The 20,290-nt window shown below is 47.2% G+C and carries 16 protein-coding genes and 1 tRNA gene; 3 read left to right on the top strand and 14 right to left on the bottom strand.

From position 1 onward, the window contains the following. Position 1: 1 nt before the first annotated feature. The 5 genes from Vsou_RS03505 to glpK all read right to left on the bottom strand — a co-directional run bounded on the left by Vsou_RS03505 (position 2) and on the right by glpK (position 5,127). Complete coding sequence (locus Vsou_RS03505; protein ID WP_188602587.1) at positions 2-1,288, bottom strand: FAD-dependent oxidoreductase; 1,287 nt, start codon at positions 1,286-1,288, stop codon at positions 2-4. Between the two features lies 1 nt (position 1,289). Continuing rightward, a complete protein-coding gene (locus Vsou_RS03500; RefSeq protein ID WP_188602588.1) occupies positions 1,290-2,015 on the bottom strand; it encodes a glycerophosphodiester phosphodiesterase in 726 nt (241 codons plus the stop codon). A 43-nt stretch (positions 2,016-2,058) separates the two neighbouring features. Then, positions 2,059-3,222, bottom strand: coding sequence for an MFS transporter (locus Vsou_RS03495; RefSeq protein WP_229709711.1), 1,164 nt, complete (start codon positions 3,220-3,222; stop codon positions 2,059-2,061). 37 nt (positions 3,223-3,259) lie between these two features. Then, the gene (locus tag Vsou_RS03490; RefSeq protein WP_229709712.1) at positions 3,260-3,478 is read right to left on the bottom strand and encodes a hypothetical protein; all 219 of its coding nucleotides are present in this window, start codon (positions 3,476-3,478) and stop codon (positions 3,260-3,262) included. 77 nt (positions 3,479-3,555) lie between these two features. Then, on the bottom strand, positions 3,556-5,127 hold the full coding sequence (gene glpK, locus Vsou_RS03485; RefSeq protein WP_188602589.1) for a glycerol kinase GlpK: 1,572 nt from the start codon (positions 5,125-5,127) through the stop codon (positions 3,556-3,558). An 82-nt stretch (positions 5,128-5,209) separates the two neighbouring features. Between glpK and Vsou_RS03480 the strand changes: the two genes are divergently transcribed. Then, positions 5,210-6,235, top strand: coding sequence for an aminotransferase class I/II-fold pyridoxal phosphate-dependent enzyme (locus Vsou_RS03480; protein ID WP_188602590.1), 1,026 nt, complete (start codon positions 5,210-5,212; stop codon positions 6,233-6,235). Positions 6,236-6,406: 171 nt separating this feature from the next. Here the strand turns inward: Vsou_RS03480 and Vsou_RS03475 are convergent, their stop codons facing one another. Together Vsou_RS03475 and Vsou_RS03470 are read right to left on the bottom strand one after the other, a co-directional pair. Beyond that, on the bottom strand, positions 6,407-7,738 hold the full coding sequence (locus Vsou_RS03475) for an MFS transporter (RefSeq protein ID WP_188602591.1): 1,332 nt from the start codon (positions 7,736-7,738) through the stop codon (positions 6,407-6,409). 197 nt (positions 7,739-7,935) lie between these two features. Beyond that, a tRNA-Leu gene (locus Vsou_RS03470) sits at positions 7,936-8,038 on the bottom strand. A gap of 76 nt (positions 8,039-8,114) precedes the next feature. On the opposite strand from Vsou_RS03470, the gene Vsou_RS03465 reads away from it, so the two are divergent. Beyond that, complete coding sequence (locus Vsou_RS03465; protein WP_229709713.1) at positions 8,115-9,023, top strand: ABC transporter ATP-binding protein; 909 nt, start codon at positions 8,115-8,117, stop codon at positions 9,021-9,023. After that, positions 9,023-9,820 carry an ABC transporter permease gene (locus tag Vsou_RS03460; protein WP_188602592.1) on the top strand — a complete coding sequence of 266 codons (798 nt, stop codon included), beginning with the start codon at positions 9,023-9,025 and terminating at the stop codon, positions 9,818-9,820. Before Vsou_RS03465 ends, Vsou_RS03460 begins: the two co-directional genes overlap by 1 nt. 30 nt (positions 9,821-9,850) lie before the next feature. On the opposite strand, the gene Vsou_RS03455 is transcribed toward Vsou_RS03460, so the two are convergent. The 7 genes from Vsou_RS03455 to Vsou_RS03425 are packed head-to-tail and all read right to left on the bottom strand — an operon-like array spanning position 9,851 to position 20,076. Beyond that, a complete protein-coding gene (locus Vsou_RS03455) occupies positions 9,851-10,591 on the bottom strand; it encodes an adenosylcobinamide amidohydrolase (RefSeq protein WP_188602593.1) in 741 nt (246 codons plus the stop codon). Positions 10,592-10,641: 50 nt separating this feature from the next. Continuing rightward, positions 10,642-11,568 (bottom strand): hypothetical protein, encoded by a 927-nt coding sequence (locus Vsou_RS03450; RefSeq protein ID WP_054844036.1) that lies wholly within the window; start codon positions 11,566-11,568, stop codon positions 10,642-10,644. Continuing rightward, positions 11,568-15,230, bottom strand: a complete 3,663-nt coding sequence (gene bchH, locus Vsou_RS03445; RefSeq protein WP_188602594.1) for a magnesium chelatase subunit H — start codon at positions 15,228-15,230, stop codon at positions 11,568-11,570. Before bchH ends, Vsou_RS03450 begins: the two co-directional genes overlap by 1 nt. Positions 15,231-15,232: 2 nt before the next feature. Next, positions 15,233-17,176, bottom strand: a complete 1,944-nt coding sequence (locus Vsou_RS03440) for a VWA domain-containing protein (protein ID WP_229709714.1) — start codon at positions 17,174-17,176, stop codon at positions 15,233-15,235. Continuing rightward, the gene (locus Vsou_RS03435; protein ID WP_188602595.1) at positions 17,173-17,937 is read right to left on the bottom strand and encodes an ABC transporter ATP-binding protein; all 765 of its coding nucleotides are present in this window, start codon (positions 17,935-17,937) and stop codon (positions 17,173-17,175) included. Before Vsou_RS03435 ends, Vsou_RS03440 begins: the two co-directional genes overlap by 4 nt. Further along, positions 17,921-18,973, bottom strand: a complete 1,053-nt coding sequence (locus Vsou_RS03430; RefSeq protein WP_188602596.1) for a FecCD family ABC transporter permease — start codon at positions 18,971-18,973, stop codon at positions 17,921-17,923. The genes Vsou_RS03435 and Vsou_RS03430 overlap by 17 nt, the downstream gene beginning before the upstream one ends. Next, a complete protein-coding gene (locus Vsou_RS03425; RefSeq protein WP_188602597.1) occupies positions 18,958-20,076 on the bottom strand; it encodes an ABC transporter substrate-binding protein in 1,119 nt (372 codons plus the stop codon). Before Vsou_RS03425 ends, Vsou_RS03430 begins: the two co-directional genes overlap by 16 nt. Positions 20,077-20,290 lie beyond the last annotated feature (214 nt).

Below are 20,290 nucleotides of genomic sequence, written 5' to 3'. Positions count from 1 at the left end.
ATTACCACCCAAGCAATGATCTACCTCTACGTGAGGCTTGATAAAGTATTAATGACAACGCGGCGATTAATCCGCGCTCCTCATCAACACTACCCCTAAATGATTGTATTATTGATTTGGCTTCAATATCGAGATCCTTAACATCCCTATTTAAATCAGCGCCAAACAACACATAGCTACTGGTCCTTGATGCTTTATTGGCACCAAGTATTCCTGAAACCTCATCAGCAATTCTCTCACCCACTAACCTACCTGTGGTGAATTTACCGCCAATAACAGAAACAAGATTACTGGGCTTCTCATGCTTAATAACCATGAAATCCCTGGTTACCTCCCTACCCGTAGCGCACGGTACACTTATCAATGGCCTAACCGAGGCATATGCCCTGACAACAGGCTCCTTGGCCAGTGCAGGAACCATCTGAAAACCCTCGGACGTTAGGAAATCAATATCATCCTTAGTTATTGCTAGGTTGTCCGGGTCTTCCACAATGACCGCCGTTGTACCCATTATAGACTCAGAACCATAGGGTAGTAGTATGTCTCCATCGGACGGAGGTCTCATCCTATTCATAACTCTCCTGGTTAGTCTATGCCTATAAACCACCATAACGCCCATCGTGGGCATAATATCAACATTTATACCAGCCATACTGGCAATTCGACCAGCCCAGGGACCGGCAGCATTGACAAAAACCCTTGCATTAATACGTCTAATATTGCTTGTAGCGTCATCCCTGACCCTTGCATTCGTTATTTCATTACCATTAATATCAAAGCCAATAACCTCAGCATTCTGTATTATTAATGCACCCTCGTTATATGCAGAAATAGCAGTACTCATCAATAACTCCCTAGCGTATACTACCTTGTCGGGGACCTCAATAACGGCCTTAACCTCAGGGTTTAGGTTAGGTTCCTCCCTAGCCGCATCCCTAGCATCAACCTCTCTATAATCAATATTAGCTCTCCTCAGGCCGCTAATGAATTCCTCTTGGAAATCTAGGTCATCCTTAGTGATGGCCACGAAGTAACCACCAGTGTCATCAACTGCATGAGGAGCTATTCTCGCGATTATTCTATTCTCCTCGGCGCACTCGATGGCAGCCTTTGGATCCGTAACCACGTACCTAGCGCCACTATGCAATAAACCATGCATCCTACCACTAGTCCCACCACCAATACTACCCCTCTCAAGAAGCACCACCTTCAGGCCCCTTAAGGACATGTCTAGTGCCGTGAATAAGCCATTAATTCCACCACCAATTACAGCAACATCAAACTCCATGTTAAATCACCTTACCGGTCTTAACAACACGAAGGATCCTATCTGGGTAATTACTCGTAATGTCATCAACACCAATTCTCACTAAATGTCTTGCATAATCCTCATTATTCACAGTCCACGCACCAACCCTTAAATCAAATCTATGTGCCATTTCAACACCTTTTTCATCTATTAGATCGTGAGATGCATGTAGCCATTGCGCATCCAACTTCTTAGCAATATCAATGAACCAAGCAATCCTACCAACAAATATTACACCAATCTCCACATCCTTATCAATAGCCCTAACATTACCTAGGGCATCAAAATCAAAGGAAATTACCTGAGCATCAACGTTATAACGCCTAATTAAATCAACAACCTTACCTTCAATACCAGGGTAGTAATCACTGCCACGCTTAATCTCAACCTTATACTTAATCCTCCTACCAAACTCCCTAAAGACCTCCTCAAGCGTTGGCACCCTAACATCACGCCACTTACCACCAAACCTAGCACTCGCATCAAAACTCTTAACTTCCGCCAGGGTTAAGTCCTTAATATAACCGCTGCCATTCGTTGTCCTATCTACAGTAAAGTCGTGAATAACCACGATCTCTCCATCCTTAGTCATGTGAACGTCTAGCTCGACACCATCAACACCCATATCAACAGCCATCCTAAACGAAGGCAACGTATTCTCAGGGGCATAACCCATGGCACCCCTATGGCCGAAAACCAAAACCATACCCTTTATCGTTTTAAATAGTATAATTCAGGGCAATTAAATATTACTGGCGCTTCTCAACGCTAGGAATCTCAAGCTTAGGATACAGGCTTGGCGCCCTTGTCCTGGCTATGGCAATAAGCTCAAGAGGAATACCCTTGGTCTCCGGTGTAAAGAATATTGTGAAAATAAACGCAACAAGCGTCACAACAAACAAGAACTCAAAGAAGGATAACTTACCAATGGCTAGCGCAATGTATGGAAATTCAAAGGCGCTTAAGAACGATACGAACCTCGTTATTGCCGTCGCGGAACCCATCGATGTCGATCTTAGCTTAGTTGGGAACAACTCAATTGCATAAAGTCCCATGGTATTCCCAGGACCTAAGTTGCCGATTCCATACCACAATATAAGTCCTATTATGCCAATGAATATCGCCACGAGGGCAAGCGTACTTTGCCAAAGAGCAGCCAGGGCAACAAATAACATACCAAGGGCAGAACCGCCGAAGCCAATCAATTGAAGCCTTCTCCTTCCCCAAACATCATTTAGGTATGCAGCGCCCAGGGCGCCCAGGAAGCCAGGTACGTAGAGTAATGACGAGAGAAGTATGGCTAGTGCGCCCTTAAATCCCAGCATTGCAAGTATCGCGGGTGAGTATAGTCCAAATCCGTAGGAGCCGATATCATATAGTATCCACTGCGTCCACACAATGGCCGTTCTCTTAGCAAAATCACCCTTGAATAGCCAACGCCAATCACCTGGTCTTACCTGATCCATTAATTTCCTCTCAATTTCTATTAATTTACTCAACTCCTCCTCAGTTAAGCCGGTAACCACAGAAAGTCTCTTTGCCTCTGTAACAGCATCCTCAGTACCCTGTACAGCGACCCTCCATCTCGAAGACTCAGGCATACTAGCCCTTAGTACTACAGTAATTAGGGCTGGTATGGCGCCAAGGCCGAGAGCCCAACGCCACCCAATAATGGGATTCCAAATATAGAGATAATACCCGATCAAGAAGGAAACCAGCGCTCCAATACTCCAGAAGGACCAAACCCAGCCATAGCCCATACCCCTCCTACCCGTTGGGTACATCTCAGTAGCGTACACAGGACTCAGTGAATAATCAGCACCAACACCCCAACCAACAAAGAATCTAAAAATAATTAATTGAATTATATCATTAGCAATCGCACTAAGTATGGCAAATATTACGAAAAACAACAAATCCCAGACATATAAGTACCTACGACCAAGTCTATCAGAATAATGGACCGAAAATTATTGCACCAACCATGGCCCCCAACAACGCCGCACCACTCACAAAACCCAGTTCCAGGCTTGTGTAATGCCAGAACTTATACTGAAGAAGGGCGTAGGTGAAGACGCTGATTACACTTAAATCATAACCATCAAGGAAGTATCCCATTGCTGACAAAACGGTATATGTACTTCTTCTAGGTACTCTTTGGCTGTTCATATAATTAACAATAGAACACAGTTTTTAAAGCATTGCTCCGGTGTAATACCCTTATATTTAATGCCCTAAATGGTTATTCACAATCCATATGCCCAGGGCACATCCCTAGCCCAACCCAGGGCTCTCTGCACAGCAGCCCTCCAACCGCTGTAAAGCCTTTCCCGTGTTTCTGGATCCATCCTTGGTTTAAATACTTTGTCTAACTTCCAATTCTGCTTAATCTCATCAAGATCATGCCAAAAACCAACAGCCAAGCCCGCTAAATAACCGGCACCGAGCGATGTAGTTTCAAATATCGCCGGTCTCCAAACCTCAATACCTGTTATATCCGCCTGGAACTGCATTAGGAAGTTATTCCTAGCCGCACCACCATCAACCTTAATCCTAGGTATCTTAATCCCAGTATCGCCAATCATCGCCTCAAGCACATCCCTATTCAGGTAGGCTATTGCCTCAAGCACAGCCCTGGCAATATGCTTCCTCTCAGTGCCACGCGTAATACCTATTATTAGACCACGTGCATATTGATCCCAATAGGGCGCCCCAAGTCCAGTGAATGCAGGCACGAAGTAGACGCCACCCGTATCATTTGCAGAGGCTGCCAACGGCTCTATTTCATCGGAAACCTCTATTATCTTAAGACCATCCCTCAACCACTGGACAGCCGCTCCCGTAATGAATATGCTACCCTCAAGTGCATACTTAGTCTTGCCCTCTTCAACCGAGTAATATATTGTTGTTAATAAATTCGCCTTAGACTTTATTGGTGCATCCCCAATATTCATCAGTATGAAATTACCGGTGCCGTATGTCGACTTAACTTCACCAACTTCAAACCCAGCCTGTCCAAACAAGGCTGCCTGCTGATCACCAGCGTCACCACAAACTGGAATACTCACACCACCCAGTAATTGGGAAACCTCGGGACCTGTGTAGCCATATATACTCTTGTCACTTGATGGTCTCAGCAGAGGCAGAATGTCCCGGGGAATCTTGCCCTCAATCTCGAGAAGTTCATCATCCCAATCAAGCCTATGAATATTGAATATCATAGTCCTGGACGCGTTGCTATAATCAGTAACATGTGCACCAACTCTCTCAGGCGTTAATACATTCTTATTACCCCTGGTAAGGTTCCAAATTATCCAGGTATCAATGGTACCAAAGATAACCTCGCCCTTTTTCGCCTTATCCCTAAGTCCAGGTACGTTATCAAGTAACCACCAAATCTTTGTCCCAGAAAAATAGGCATCAGGTACGAGGCCGGTTCTCTCCTGGATAACATTGATGTAGTTCTGCTTTAGGTAATCCACGAGTGGCGATGTCCTTCTATCCTGCCAAACAATGGCGTTATAAATAGGTTGGCCATTCCTTGGGTCCCAAACAATCGTGGTCTCACGCTGATTAGTAACTCCAATTGCCGCTATCTCCCTTGGATCAACCTTAGCAAACTTAAGTATCTCCTTAATCACGAGTCTTGTCTTCTCCCAAATCTCCAGCGGGTCATGTTCAACCCAGGCAGGTTTTGGGTAAATCTGTGTATGCTCGTGATATGCATAACCCATTATTGAACCGTCGTGAGAAACCAAGGCAGCTCTTGTGCCGGTGGTTCCCTGATCTATGACCAATACAAATCTCTTTTCATACATATGAACTGATCATCAGCATATAGTATTTAGGGTTTACCCAAAATAGATACTACTTAATAATTAATGCATAATCTTATTAGCCGTGGAGATCGGGCACTTCATATGGTTACGGACTCATAGGGCTAGGTACGATGTGTCGAGTAGTGGTGTTAAGCCAATACCGCTAAATGACATTGTAAAGCTTGGCGAGGCTGGTAATTTCATTGATGATTTAGTGGGCATCTACGGTGTTGATAGGAAAAACCTGGCAATAACCCATGGAACACAGGAGGGGAACTTCGCCGCTTTGACAGCATTGAGGGAATTAGGTAGGATTGATAATGTGGTTACTGTAATACCCGAGTATGAACCAATAAGGGTATTGCCGAAGTTCTTTCATTTAAGGCAAACAGAATTGAACATTAAGGAATCACTAACCGAATTACTTAACCATATTGAAAGAGACTCGGTACTCCTCTTTTCAAATCCAAACAACCCACTCGGCATATTCCTAGGTAGGAAATTGCTTTGGGAATTAAGCGACGAGCTGAGGAGGAGGAATGCCTATGCCGTAATTGATTCGATATTCCTGGAATTCGTGGAGAGCAACCTCAGGGACTTACCCATGGAGAACATGGTCTTCACCTTCAGTACTTCCAAGTTCTACACAATGAGTGAGGCTAAGGTTGGCTGGGTCATTGGTGATGAGAACGTGATCAGAGAGGTTAATGGAGTACTCGACCTAGTCAGTCCGCTGGTCATCGACCTCAACCTAAGATATGCTTCAATACTACTACGAAATAGGAATTGGGTTAGGGAGAGAAACCTAGGCATAATAATACCTAACGTCGACATCATGAGGAGGATCACTCATGAAGTTAGCGATTATGTTGATATTAGTTATGTGGAGTACATGCCCATACTTTACATTAGGGCTAAATGCCGAGGAATCAGTGGAAACATACTCGCAAATAAATTATTAACTAGGGATGTTTTCACCGTGCCTGGACAGTACTTCGGCAGAGATGATGGCATTAGGGTTGGTTTAGGGTCCGTTACGAGGGATGACTTTGAGAATGCCATGAAGATAATAACGAATGTAATTAATGAAGTGTGCCGAGACAAATAAAAATGTGCCGGGCTCCATGCCCGACGGATATCGATTCACAGGCCCGCACTCCGCGGGTCTCATCGACGCAAGGCTAATCTAAATCGGTACTAAGTCTAATATAAACCTTTATTGGTATTGCTTAATAGGTCTAAATAAGTTAATGATTTTTAAGTTTATTATGCATATGGATTATGTTATTTCTCTTAGGTCCACGCCCTTTGTTTCAGGCCCTAGGTATGCCCCTATTCCGAAAAGTACGAAGCTTATTATGAAGTATATGGCAACTGTAAACCAGGGTATTGACCCCTCAATTGGTAGGAATGCCTTATGTAGGTAGTATATGTATACTGATGTGAATGCAGGTATTACAAGCCCGAGACTATAGCCAAAGCCAACGCCACTGGCCCTCCTACTGGTCGGGAAACGCTCAGTTAGGTAAGCAGGTATTGGACCCCATAAGAGTGCGTTTGACAGCATCATTATGGAAACCCCCAGGTAGGTATAGCCTACAATACCTCGTATAAAGCCTAATACGCCAAAGGCATATAGTATTGGTATGGATAATACTGCGAATATTATTGATGTATATATGAACAAACGTCTTCTACCTGTGAAATCCGATATGAGTCCAGCCAATACATCAAGGGGAAGCCCAACCCACCCGGTTATTAGCAGCAGTACTGCGGTAACCTCAGCACTGGCTTTAGCCGCCGCTGGTATTAAATTCACCATACCCATCGCTATCGCGTAATAATTAATCAAAGCTGCCGTCGTCACAATTAACACTTGAAGAAAGTTCCATAATGTTGGCGGTTTAAATAAGGCAAAGAATGGCGCCTTTTCCACCTTACCGGCCTTCTTTAGTTCTTGGAATAATGGTGTGTCGTTCATCGCTAGCCTTACTGCCAGTCCTAAGACGACAGGTATTAATCCCGTGAGAAACGCATATCTCCAACCCACGCTGTACATGGCAGGCCCTAGCCAGCCTTCAAACGCAAGCACAACCAACCCAGCAAAGCCACTGCCAAGAGGCCAACCGCTCTGAACCCAACCAGAGAATAACCCTCTCCACCTAGGCGTGACTTGCTCCATGGCAAAGGGATGACCAGCCGCATACTCACCACCAGCAAATATCCCTAATATAGCTCTTAACATTGCGAATAACCCGTAGGCCACTAAACCAACTTGGGCATACGTAGGTAGCGCCGCAGTCAATGCCGACGCAGCACCAATACCACCCAGGGTTATTAATAAGGTATCCCTCCTACCGATCCTATCTCCAAAATGCCCAAACAAGGCACTCCCAATGGGTCTAAATAACAGCGTCAATGCATACCCTAATAGCGTAATGGTACTCGCGAGAAACGGTGATATCGCAGCCGGTAAAAACACCTTATTTAGAATAGGTGTTAATGCTATCACGAGCGTCATATCATAGGCATCCATGCCATAACCCAACCACTGGGAGATTGATGCCATTACCGCAGACCTTACAGGATAATATCCCTCTTTGACACCCACATAAATGCATTCATATAAATTGTTTTAAAGTTTTTCCATAGATAAGTAAAATATTATAATAAAATGATTATAAATGCATTATTGTTTACAGAGGAATCAATAATTATGATAAAATAGCATGGGGTCCCTCAATGCCTCCTGATGAAGACCCGTTATTAACCTAGGTTAAATCAAATATAGTGACAAAAATAATATCCTGGTGCGGGGGGTGGGATTTGAACCCACGCAGGCCTTCGCCAGCGGATTTCTCATTCTATGACCTTAAGTCCGCCCCCTTTGACCAGGCTCGGGCACCCCCGCAATTGTCATTTCATTGCTGGGTCTTTTAAGGATTTTCTCGTAATGGTTATTTTCCACCTTGAGAAAGTGTTATTAATTGCTTTCCGATAACGGCTTCGTGTCTGCCGTCCTATTTGATCATGTTACTAAGAGGTTTGGGCGTATTGTGGCTATTGAGGATGTTTACCTCGAGGTTCCTGAGGGTAAGATAGTGGTTCTCGTTGGTCCTAACGGTGCAGGTAAGACTACACTTCTTAGGCTTGCTGCTGGTATATTGGTTCCTGACAGTGGGCGGATTTTTATTTATGGTTATGAGTCAACTGATATTAGGGCTAAGAGGAGGATTGGGCTTATGACCCCCATGGATCGCGGGGTCTACTGGAGGATAACAGCCATGGATAACCTAGTCTTCTTCGGCACATTATATGGCTTATCACTTAGGGAAGCTAGGGTAAGAGCCAAGAAATTACTTGAGGAATTAGGACTAGGTGAGAGGATTAATGATTGGGTTGCAACATATAGTACTGGTATGATGAGGAGACTCGAGATCGCCAGAACATTGATGCATGACCCAGACGTATTGTTACTTGATGAGCCGACGAGTGGTATTGACATTGATGCCAAGCACAGCATACTTAATTTCATTAAGGGCCTTAGGGGTAGGAAAACGGTTATCTTGGCTTCCCATGATCCTCAGGAGATCGAGTTGGCTGACATGGTCATTTACATAAATAGGAGGATTCTCAATGAGGCTCCAGCCCTTAAGATCGTTAAGGTCCTAGTTAAGGGCTCCGTGGATGGGCTTAGCGAATTTAGTGTGGAGGGTGTTGGCAATGATGAGTACGTAATAGTAACAACAATTGATAGGTTTAATGAGTTAATGAGTAAGTTAGCCATGTATAATGGTAGGGTCAGGGTTATGGATATAGATGTTGAGGTTGCGGTGGCCGAGGGCAACGCCAGGAGGGTGGAGAGGGTTATGAGGAGGAGGGAGGGGTGGTTGTGATGGGCATTGTTGATAGGCTGTATGGCTTTGTTGTGATTAGAGGTTGGAAGATGTGGGTTTCGTATAAGACCCAGGTCGTGCTTACGATGATTAATTGGGTCATCCCAGTATTCATATACTTCTTCATTGGTGTTACTCTAGGGTTTGGGAGGCTGAGTACCATTAGGGATTACACGGCATTCATGGTCGTAGGTACGGCATTCCAGGGCTACTTCTCTGCATCAGTGACGACGCTGGCTGGTCGTATAAGGAATGAGGAATTGATTGGGACTCTTGAATATCTAATAGCAGCGCCGCTGAGGCCTATGACGTTGATGATGTATAGTACTGTGTGGGGGTTAGTTATAAACTCGATAAGTGCTATCACGGTCCTATTAATTGGGCTTGGACTCGGTGTGCCGTATAAAGTCAATGCATTGTCTACGGCTATATTCCTAATACTTTACCTGGCATCAATAATCGGCCTAAACCTAATTGCCGGTGCAGTGGTCCTAATCGTTAAGCAGGGCAATCCCATAGCCCTATTCACCTCAGTGGCCTCAAACCTACTGGGTGGCGTCGTATTCCCCATCTCAGTACTACCGACATGGCTTAGGTACATAAGTTACTCATTATCCTTAACCTGGGCATTATCAGGACTTAGGGGTGCCATGCTTAGTGGTTACGGTATTCAACAACTCCTTAACTACCTATGGCCATTGGCTACCCTGGCAGTAATATACATAGTGATTGGGATTACCCTATCTAGTTATGCCTTCACGAGAATACTCAGGGAGGGCTCAGTCCACATGTACTGAGGGCTGGCGGTTGTAAGGGGTTAGGTGGACCTATGTCCTGTTTGCCCTATGCCTACTCACTGCCCCCTTGACGGATTCATAGACCACCCTCCCAATTAATTCTCCGATTTTGGAGTGGCCGCCTGTGTATGTTATGCGTATGCCGTTGCCTGGAACTACCATTACGTTGTCTGTGCCCGTCCCCGTGGCTATTAGGCTAGGCGTATAACTACTCGTGATTCCGAGGTCCTGGAGCGCCGCGCACTTAGCCTCCGTTATTGTTATCAATGCCCTAGCCATGGCGGCCTCCGTCAATGAGGCGTTGGTTAGCAGTATTGTGTTTATAGTGCCTACCCTCTCAAACCTACCATTAACCTCATACGTAGATGCCCTATCCACGCCCACCCTTAATGCGTTTGACTCGACACCGGCGGTAGTGAATGCCGTCACCCACACGTCCCTATACTCATCACTTACCACCGCTAAGTCATCCATGTCCACCCCGGTGCCTAGGCATGCGTAGTCGCCTGGAGCTATCCCCAACTGATTCATTAGGGAATCTAGGTATTTCTCACGAAGGCCCTGACTATGTAGTGCGCACCATAGATCCGGTGGTGCGTAGTTATTGCATACGAAGCGTACGTAAACCATGCCATGCATTGTACTGAGCACGCGCCTTCTCTGTGTTAGGTCAATGAGTAGCGTCTTAACGTTGATATCGCTATAGCTTTGATAGTATATTCGAGCCATCATACCATCGCGAGACCAGACCTCCCTAAACGCGACGCTCATTACGTAGTAGGATGAGCATCCTATTAATAAGCACTGCGTCCATAAAAGTCCTAAATAAGGTAGAGGATTCCTAGGATTAGCAATGCCAAGAGCGCCCTAGTTAGTGTGGATATGAGCATTATGGTGATGCCATCCCTAAGCCCATAAATACCGAGGTAATAAGGCGCATTATGCCTGATCCCACGTATTAATGATGAGGCCACGTAACCAATCAACAACCACTTTACGACTAAAATGCCGTTGAACCCCTCATTAATGAGCGTACCCGCGGCAGCGAAGGCTGCGTTGTCGCTAATGATGTAGGTCACTATTAGGCTTGCTAAGTATGGATTTAGGACATTGAATTCGTGGGATAGGTAATCATTAATGTAATTATTAAACCCAAGAACCTCAAGCACAGCGAACACAACACTTGTTATTGATGTGACTAATACGATCCTCATAATTAATTTTAAGGCCCTCCTTAAATTGAGTGAGCTACCCACAACCTGCTCGGTATGTTTTGCAGCGCTGTCTATGTTCTTGTGCTCACTTGAACCTCTTCTTCCGAGGACTGCGAATATGATCATTTGAATGAAACCAATGGTCATGAGGATCAGGAGGTATAGTAAACCGTACATGTCCATGGTGCTCAGTAGTACGGGTATGAGGGTTCTTAGGTGCGAGAGCAAGGCTGGGAATGCATTAATAAGAGATGCTATGTATAGCTCCCTACGTGTTAATTTACTGTCTTTATACATGGTTACGAGCATTGAGGACGCGGTGGATGGACTAACGAAGGAGACCATAAACGGTAAGGAGCAATAACTGGGTAGCCCGGACAACGTGGTGATCCACTGCCCCAATCTGCCTATGTACATCATTACGGCCCTTCTGTTCATTATGTAGTACATCGTGAGGACGCCCAATGTTATGCCCAATATCGTGAATGCCAGGTAATGAAGCTCGTAAATATTCAAATTAATTACCTGCCCCATTAACCAACTCCCTCCAACGCGTTTTCCAACTCAGTGTATATATCCCTTAATTTACGTATAACGCCCTCTGAAGCGCGCCACAACCTCCTCTCATACGCCTCATACAGCCTCTTAATGATCTGCTCAAGTGCATAGGGATTAACCTCAATAAACCACTTCCTCATATCATCATTAAGCACGTACGTCTCCGTAACCCTATCCCAAACCCAGTCATCCACCGCATTCATGGTCACGGCTATGCCGAGGACATACTCAACACGCTTCGAAATGTTTTGGGCGCCCATGTAACCATGCCTCTTCATACCCTCGATCCACTTGGGATTGAGTAGCCTGGTCCTCACGTAGAACCCCACCGCATCCCTGGCGCTCATCATCCTAGGCCTGTCCTGGGTTAGGTCTATGTAGAGAACCAGAGGTCTCCTGCCCGAGTACACCTCGACGGCCTTTGATAGGCCGCCTAGGTATGCGTAGTAGTCGTCTATGTCGATTATTGAGTAATCAACGCTGGACTGAACCTGACTAGTGACATCCACCCTACTCAGTAATGCCTTAAATAGGTCCTTGAGCTCGTTCGAGCTCATACCGCGCATGTCACCGTCATAACCAAAGCCCATGTACATGGTATAAACACTGGCGATGTCTGTATCCGCCCTCCACCTCGACGTCTCTACTAGGTGATTAACCTTATTCCCGTAGTCACCAGGCCTCTCGCTGAACGTCCTTACTAACGAGGCCTCACCATACCTATTCCTTAACTCGAGGTAGTGCTTACGGACGTAATTCACATCCACCGGCTCATCTAACCCCGCGACTAGTCTAACTGCCTTATTAATGAGCGAGATTAAGTGCGGGAACATGTCCCTGAACACGCCGCTCATTGTCACAACAACGTCTATCCTGGGCCTACCGAGGTCCTTAATAGGTATTACCTCCAACCTGGGGTCCCAACTACCTGGCCTATGAATAAGCTTAACACCGAGGTAACGCAATGCCTGCCCAATACTGACCCCTCTAGTCCTCGACTCCTGGCCTCCCCAAACAACAATGCCGACAGCCTCAGGATACCTACCATACTGCTCCAGGTACCTCTTAATACTCTCCTCGGCAATCCTCGCACCCAACTCAAGCGCCGATTCGCTGGGTATCTTAAGTGGGTCGAGCGCGTAGAAGTTCCTCCCGGCGGGTAGGACGTCGGGGTCCATCACGTAATCACCACCGACACCGGCCGGTATGTACTCCCCATTCAACGCCCTAATTACGTTCTCAAGCTCAAGCTTAGGCGATAGCCTTAACCTCTCCACCACATCACGCGCGTAATTCAGCACGGCCCTGGCATCATCGCCCTTAATACCACATTCCCCCGCCACCTTAATCGCCGAATCAACGCCACCCACAATCAATGCTCTGACAATCCTCCTAACCCCCTTGTCTATTGACCTTAGGATATTCGCATACTTACCTGGATGCTCGAGTAAGTCATCATAGTTGTACCCCATTGCCTCGGCCAGGAGCCTATGTAGTGACTTAACAACGCCCCTATCACGCCTTAACGCCAGCATTAGGTAATCAACGACCTCATCATCGCTCAACTCCACGCCGAGGATCCTCAACCCGTACGGCATTGCCGAGCGCTCCATCCTCATAAGCTCATCATAAAGGGCTTCGAGGTCTTTCACCTCCAACCCATACTTACCCGCAATGCTCTCTATGGACTTGAGCACCGCGCTTGCCCTGGGCTGGTCGATAACGCTCGCCTCCCTGTACTCATCGATTAAGTCACGCAGTCTCTTTAGCTCATCGCTGAGGCCCGCCTCGGTTATCCTGGGCGAGAGGTGGCTAATTAGTACGGCATATGACCTCCTCTTGGCGATCGTGCCCTCGCCAACGACGACCACGTAGTAAATGTACACGTTTGGTAAATTCCCAAGAAGTGCGTCTGGAGGGCAGCTGGAGGATAGACCGACCTGCTTACCTGGGAGGAACTCGAGCGTGCCGTGAGTCCCAACATGGATAACGGCATCTGCATGCCAAGCCTCCTCAAGCCACCTGTACAGTGCGACGTATTGGTGATGTGGATATAGTTCTGAGTCATGGTAAATCCTGCTGGGATCCTCATGCCAGCCCCTGCTTGGTTGCAATACAATCACTACATTACCTAAGTCAAGCACTGGCAGTGCAAGGCCTCCATTCCTAGTCATAACATTGCCAGGGGGCTCACCCCACTGCTTAATGATCCTCTCCCTAAGCTCCGGCCTTAATTTACTGAATAGGTTCATGTACGTAGCCCTATCGACCAGTACATAATTGGCGCCGGCCGACCACCTGCCTGAGTTTGGGTTTCTCACGAAGAACTCCTTAATGGTATCGGCAGTGACGGGCTTAACTCTAAATCCCTCCTCCGACAACCTCCTCAGTAATACTTCAACCGACTTAAGCGTGTCGAGGTATGAAGCCCTACCTATGTTCTCCTCGCCAGGTGGGTAATTATATATTATGATAACGACCCTCTTATCGGCATTGGGCTTTTGCCTAAGGGTTAACCACCTATCAGCCCTGCTGAGTACCCTATCAACCCTGTCCTGGATTACCTCCATAGCCTTAACACCGTTTCTATTGACAAGGCCCGCTATTGGGATGGGCTCTATGGCGCCGTCGACCTCAGGCATGGCCACGGCGTATATGACCTCGATTGGGCTGAGCCCCGTTGGGTCCCTAATCCATGCGTCAGCGTCCCTACCATACATGGCCACGGGACTCATAACGGGGACGTTGAACTTAGGCAATACGTCGGAATCCTCACGGTTTCTAACCAACCTAAACCACTGTAGGTTGAGTATAGCCCCAACGCCCGCACTGCTAAGCAACTCCCTTAGGCCCCTCAGTGTGTAGCCGTAATTGGAAAGGAGCGGGACTACATCGGCCCTACCCCTCATTATGTGGGTAATCACCTTCCTGGCCTTATCGTACGATTGCCCCGAGTAGGCTAACAATACTATGAACGGCGCCTTTAACCTCCTACGCATCATGAGTCCATTAATTCCGTGATATACGTTGCCCTCATCATCCTCAATCCAGTAATCCCCCAACTCGATGGGCGGCCTCGGCGCTGGCGCCTCAATACCGCAGTATTCCCTGAGTACTAGCCGTACCATATTAATTATATTCTCCCTACGCCAATTTCTCCAGTAATCAATCAGTAATGCCCAATTCTTAAGGTGGCGTGATACAGGGTTAGGAAGGGATTTAGACATTTCATGAAGCACGTGGGAAACGGTTTTCGGGTCGAAGTAATTAATAGACTGGGTGGGACCATTACGTGGAGATAACGAGGCGATTAGGTAATCCCCCATTTTATAATTGTGAATTCTTGTAAGCATTACGGTTTCTAGGCCAGTGCTTAATGTAATGACGACAGGCGCCTCGCGCAACCAGTTCCCTAGGTAATTCAACAGCTCTGGGTGATCACCCATTAGGCTTAGCAGCGCTATGTCTGGCCTTGCCACGGCGGATAACTGCCTCGAAACCTCATATATGTCGTAACTCTCCAGATAAATTGTGTTGAATTCCACATCATCGATTCCGCTTAATGCTTCGTTTAATGCCTCATAAAATCCCTCAGTCATTAAAGACCTGGTAATCAACAGTATACGGCATTTTGGCATGGTTAGTCACCAACCCTGACAGTATCCACCGCGTACTTACTGAGTACGTCAATGTACGTTATCGATGGGTCATAAATCAACTGCGGCCTTGTATTGTAAATAACCACCTTAGCCAACCTACTTAACTCGACCATGAAGCTCTCGAGCTCCTCCCTGACATCCCTCATTAAAGGTACGTTGGCCTTACCGTCAGTTATGACGTAGACCCAGTAATCACCCCTCAACTTAAGGCCCAACCTCTTAATTAGGTCAACGGCACAGGCGAGTGCCGCAGATAACGGCGTCGCGCCACCGCTTGGTAACCCCTCTAGAGTACTTAATACCTGCCAGTAATTCCTCGTTGGTTCGATAATCACGTCCACGCCACGGCCTCTGAAACTTATGAGACCTACGTAACTCCTCTTCACGTAAGACTCCTCGGCTATTCTCCTTACCAGTCCTTTTGCTACCTCAATCCTTCTCATGAAGTTCATACTACCGCTGGCGTCAAGGACTATCAGCGAGATCCTCGGGGCCCTAACCCTCCTAACCCTAACCATTAGGTCTCCCCAATCAACCTTAATCGGCAACCCCGCACCCCTAAGCGCTGCGTGCACGATCGATGCCGTTAAATCAACATCAGCCGAGCCCTCCTTATTACTAATTGGTAGGTACATGTATGGAATACCGTGAGGCTGACCAACAATCCTCCTGAAGGAGGACCTTGACCCCAGCCCATGGCTTCCAGCGTGTATGAACTCCTTCCTAAACTCCACTGGAATACCCACGCTGGCTACCCCATACCTCCTGGAATTACCGTCCGCACCGCCTACATTACCTCCAGTACCTGCATTGCTGTGTTCATCTTGTGCCGTGCTCATGCCATCCCTCGACATGCCACCTCGCTGGTTAGGTGTTTGCCCTGGTTGTTCATTCCGTGTGTCATTATCGTTAATCAATGGTTGAGGGAGTATCGGTGGTTTGGGCCTCTCGAATGGCCGGGCCTTGAGCCTATGTGGTAGTGCAAGTTCCATGGCCCTCTGTAAATCCTCCATGGTGACCCTAGTCCTCCCCTCCAACGCCGCTAATGCTTTAGCGGTCTTTGTCGTGACTATCTCGGCGCGGCTTGTCCTTATGTCCAGTTTAATTATAGTCTCAACTAGGGTCTTGAGTAGGTCATCAGGCATCTCAACCCTTTTCACCAATTCCCTGGCCTTCCTAATCCCTTCCCTAATCTTCTTAATCTCCGGTTCCCACCTTCTGTAAAAGCCCTCGGGGTCCCTATTGAATTCCTCAACCCTCCTAACAATCTCAGCCCTCACCTCCTGGTCCCTGGGAGCCTCTACATCTACGATGAGGCCAAACCTATCGAGAAGTTGAGGCCTGAGTTCACCTTCCTCGGGATTCATGGAGGCTACTAGTATGAACCTGGCCGGGTGTTTGACGGACACGCCCTCCCTCTCCACCACGTTCCAGCCGTAGGCGGCTGCGTCCAGGAGTATGTCGATTATGTAATCATCGAGTAGGTTAACCTCATCAATGTATAGGATGTTCCTGTTGGCCTCAGCTAAAAGGCCAGGTTGGAGTGCCCTCACGCCCTCCGTTATTGCCCTCTTGATGTCCAGCGTGCCGACAAGCCTATCGACGGTTATTGAGAGGGGTAAGTCAATTACCCTCATCTTCTTTATCGTTATAGGTAGCTTCTCGCCGCGTTGATACCTTACATAGCATGAATCGCACATTAGCTGCGGGTCATGTGGATCGCAATTGAATGGGCAGTCAGCCACCACCTCAATCTCTGGGAGGACGTCTGCGAAGGACCTAACCAACGTGGTCTTTCCTGTCCCCTTATCACCCCTAAGCAGGACACCGCCAATTAGTGGGTTAACGGCAACGGCGATAAGCGCTAACTTGGCCTTGTCCATCCCCACGATGGCTGGAAATGGAAAGACGACGCGGCGGCTCACACTATCACCACTGGCCTACCGTTATGTTCGATCACGGTGGTTTTAACGCCGTACACCTCTTCAATAATACTTGGACTGAGATTACCTGGGCTGAATTCGGCAACCACCCTACCATTGTGCATTACGTAAATCCTATCCGCATACCTAAGGGCTAGGTTTATGTCATGCATTGTGGTTAATACAGCAATTCCATCCTCACGTACTATCCTCGATAGCACTTCCATTACCATAACCTGGTGCTTAATGTCCAGGTTACTCGTTGGTTCATCAAGAAGCATCAAAACGCCTCCCTGCGCGATGGCCCTAGCTATGTGGACAAGCTGTGCCTCACCACCACTCAGCCTATTAATCATTCTATTAGCTAAATACTCAATGCCGAGTCTCCTCATTGTGTTAATGGCGATGTCCACGTCGAAGCTGCTTGGTCTAAGTCCCATGTATGGTAATCTACCCATCAGGACAACGTCAAATGCCCTAATTGGGTATGTAACTACGTAACCCTGGGGTACGTAGGAAACGAGCCTGGCGATTTCACGTCTGTTCATCCTCATTGCATCCCTACCATCAATCCTAATGAAGCCCCTGAAGACCCTGGCCATGCCCAGAATGCACCTAATCAATGTGGATTTACCAGCACCGTTGGGGCCCATTAAAGCCACTAATTCTCCATCCCTAACATTAACGCTTACGTCCTTAATTACTGGCTTCTCATAGCCGCACGTGAGATCCCTCACTTCGAGCACGTCATTGCCCATAACCATACTGGGTCCCCCTCGATATGATGATGGCCAGTAGGTATGGTGCGCCAATCATTGAAAGTACAACGCCTATGGGTATCACGTACGGCGGCACCAAGGCCTTTGAAACTACGTCAGCCAACACAGTAACGTCGGCGCCCATGAGTGTCGAGGCCGGTATTAAGTACCTATTGTCGTTACCGATGATCGCCCTCACTATGTTTGGTATCACTAGGTCGACGAAGCCCACTAAGCCAACGAAGCTTACTGTGGCTGCTGCTTGGAATGCCGCCACGAGCATTACTGTAAGTCTTGTACTCCTAACGTTAACGCCGAGGCTATGGGCAACATCGTCGCCTAGGTTGAGTGCGTTTAGTCTCCAGGATATTAAGACGTAATAGGGTATTGCAAGTAGGGATAGTGCCATGTATGGTATGTAGTTGAGGGTTACGTTAGACACACTACCAAGCATCCACATGGCAATGGCATGACTAACGTCGGGGTTACCGGAGAAGTACTGAATGAGAGATGTCCCCGTGCTGAATATAAACATCACAGCCACGCCGGCCAGTATTATTGTGATGGGCGACGCGCCCTTAATGAAGGATAGGAAGTAGACGAGCAATGCCGCGAGTGAGGACGCTATGAATGCGGCAATGATTACTAGGTAGGGCCTGGTAATTACAGGTAGGTAGTATTTAATGACGTAGCCGGCGCCGAGGAGTATGGCGACGGCGGCCCCAAAACCCGCCGCTGCTGAGACACCAAGTGTGTACGTTGATGCCAGCGGGTTCCTTAAAATCCCCTGCAGTACGGACCCTGCCGATGCAAGCGATGCGCCAAGTATTAGTGACGCTAAGGTCTCGGGGAGCCTTATTTGCCATACCACTAGGTATGTGTCGTGAGGAACATTGAATATGGGGTCCACCGCATCAATGACTGCCTTCAAAACGACAATGGGGCTAACTCCATAGGCTCCAATCATCATGTCAAGTATCATTAACGGAAATAATGCCAAGCCGCCGGCCATTATTAACCCCCACCTCACCCACTGCACCACCAAGTACCACCCGGTTTAGCAGTCCTTAGGAACTCCTCGAAGTATTGGTTAAGGTATTGAGTGGCGTTAACGCCACCGAAGGCATTCGTGTATACTTGGCTGGCTATGTATAACGAGACTATTAACTGCGGCGGTCCCTCGGTTAAGTAACCGGGTATTACGATGACCCTGCCGTACCTAACGGCATTAGTTGTGTTGAGTATTGGGTTGCTCCTTATTGAGTTAATTATTGATTCGCAGTAGGCCGTGGCGTTCAGTGAATGCGGGTTTAAACTCCACGTCACTGCGATTATGACGTCTGGGTTACATTGGAGCACGGCACTGGGCTCAACCTGCATTGACTTATTGAAGCATGGCTGTAGGCCGGCATTGACGGCCGCCCAATACGGGTCTCCAGAGGGGCCTGATGTGAACCATAAGCTGTATTCGTAATCGAAAATTACGTAGGCCTTATACCTAGTGGGAACTTTACTCAAGCCCCTCTGCAATACCTGGTGCACATTGTTAATGAAGTCGATTAGTTTCACGGCATTGCCAGTGTGGTTGGTGATTAACCCGAGGAGGTATATGAATGATGATAAGTTATCCTGAGGTCCATAACCAATCACTGGAATGCCAAATGGGCTTAGCTTACCCCTCACTGTTTGGACACCGTAGCTCCACTCTATGACTAGGTTGGGCTTTAGGTTAATTATCTCCTCGTAATTCCATGACCACATTCCTTGACTCACGGCCGGTAGTGTCGTTAAGTTCCCAAAGAGCCAGGGAAGCTCCTTAGCGTAGCCCTCAATACCCACCACCGTGTTTCCAGCCCCTATATCGATTAGTATCTGCATGGCGACGGTGTTATCGGCCACGATTCTCTTAACGGGTATTTTCATGGTTACGTTAGACCCATAATTCTCAACAGTAATGGAGGTACCATTGTAACTAACGATTTCGAAATTAGGCGATGAGTAGTAGACGTAAGAGACGACTTGGGTTGTAGACTTATGCGCACTCCACTCATACAGTGTTATTGTCGCTATAAGGGCTATTGCCACCGCTATTATTGTGAGTAATGCTGCAGTTACCTTACCTATCCTCGACATGACGACCGACATCACGTAGTAGGATACGCATCCTATTTAAAAGCCTTTCCATTCGCAGAATTTTTATCAATTATATCACCGTAAATTTACTCCTTAATTTACAGCAGTCATTTCGAGCGACTAATCCATGATTACAACCTCAGCATGTAAAGTGTTTGTGGGCTTATTGAACTGTTAATGCTAGAAAATGACTTGCGTTGTTCATTGTGTAATTAATAATTAGGTT

It is taken from the genome of Vulcanisaeta souniana JCM 11219, assembly GCF_026000775.1.
GTDB classification, from domain to species: Archaea; Thermoproteota; Thermoprotei; order Thermoproteales; family Thermocladiaceae; genus Vulcanisaeta; species Vulcanisaeta souniana.
The sequence above is the reverse complement of the archived record's forward strand: the minus strand, read 5'-3'. Positions and strand labels throughout refer to the sequence as shown.

Bases quoted from the DNA above. Each gene is read 5' to 3' on its own strand.
- Vsou_RS03455 (WP_188602593.1), bottom strand. From the start codon at position 10,591: ATGAGCGTCGCGTTTAGGGAGGTCTGGTCTCGCGATGGTATGATGGCT.
- glpK (WP_188602589.1), bottom strand. From the start codon at position 5,127: ATGTATGAAAAGAGATTTGTATTGGTCATAGATCAGGGAACCACCGGC.
- Vsou_RS03500 (WP_188602588.1), bottom strand. From the start codon at position 2,015: ATGGTTTTGGTTTTCGGCCATAGGGGTGCCATGGGTTATGCCCCTGAG.
- Vsou_RS03450 (WP_054844036.1), bottom strand. From the start codon at position 11,568: ATGGGGCAGGTAATTAATTTGAATATTTACGAGCTTCATTACCTGGCA.
- Vsou_RS03505 (WP_188602587.1), bottom strand. From the start codon at position 1,288: ATGGAGTTTGATGTTGCTGTAATTGGTGGTGGAATTAATGGCTTATTC.
- Vsou_RS03490 (WP_229709712.1), bottom strand. From the start codon at position 3,478: ATGAACAGCCAAAGAGTACCTAGAAGAAGTACATATACCGTTTTGTCA.
- Vsou_RS03460 (WP_188602592.1), top strand. From the start codon at position 9,023: ATGGGCATTGTTGATAGGCTGTATGGCTTTGTTGTGATTAGAGGTTGG.
- Vsou_RS03435 (WP_188602595.1), bottom strand. From the start codon at position 17,937: ATGGTTATGGGCAATGACGTGCTCGAAGTGAGGGATCTCACGTGCGGC.
- bchH (WP_188602594.1), bottom strand. From the start codon at position 15,230: ATGCCAAAATGCCGTATACTGTTGATTACCAGGTCTTTAATGACTGAG.
- Vsou_RS03425 (WP_188602597.1), bottom strand. From the start codon at position 20,076: ATGTCGGTCGTCATGTCGAGGATAGGTAAGGTAACTGCAGCATTACTC.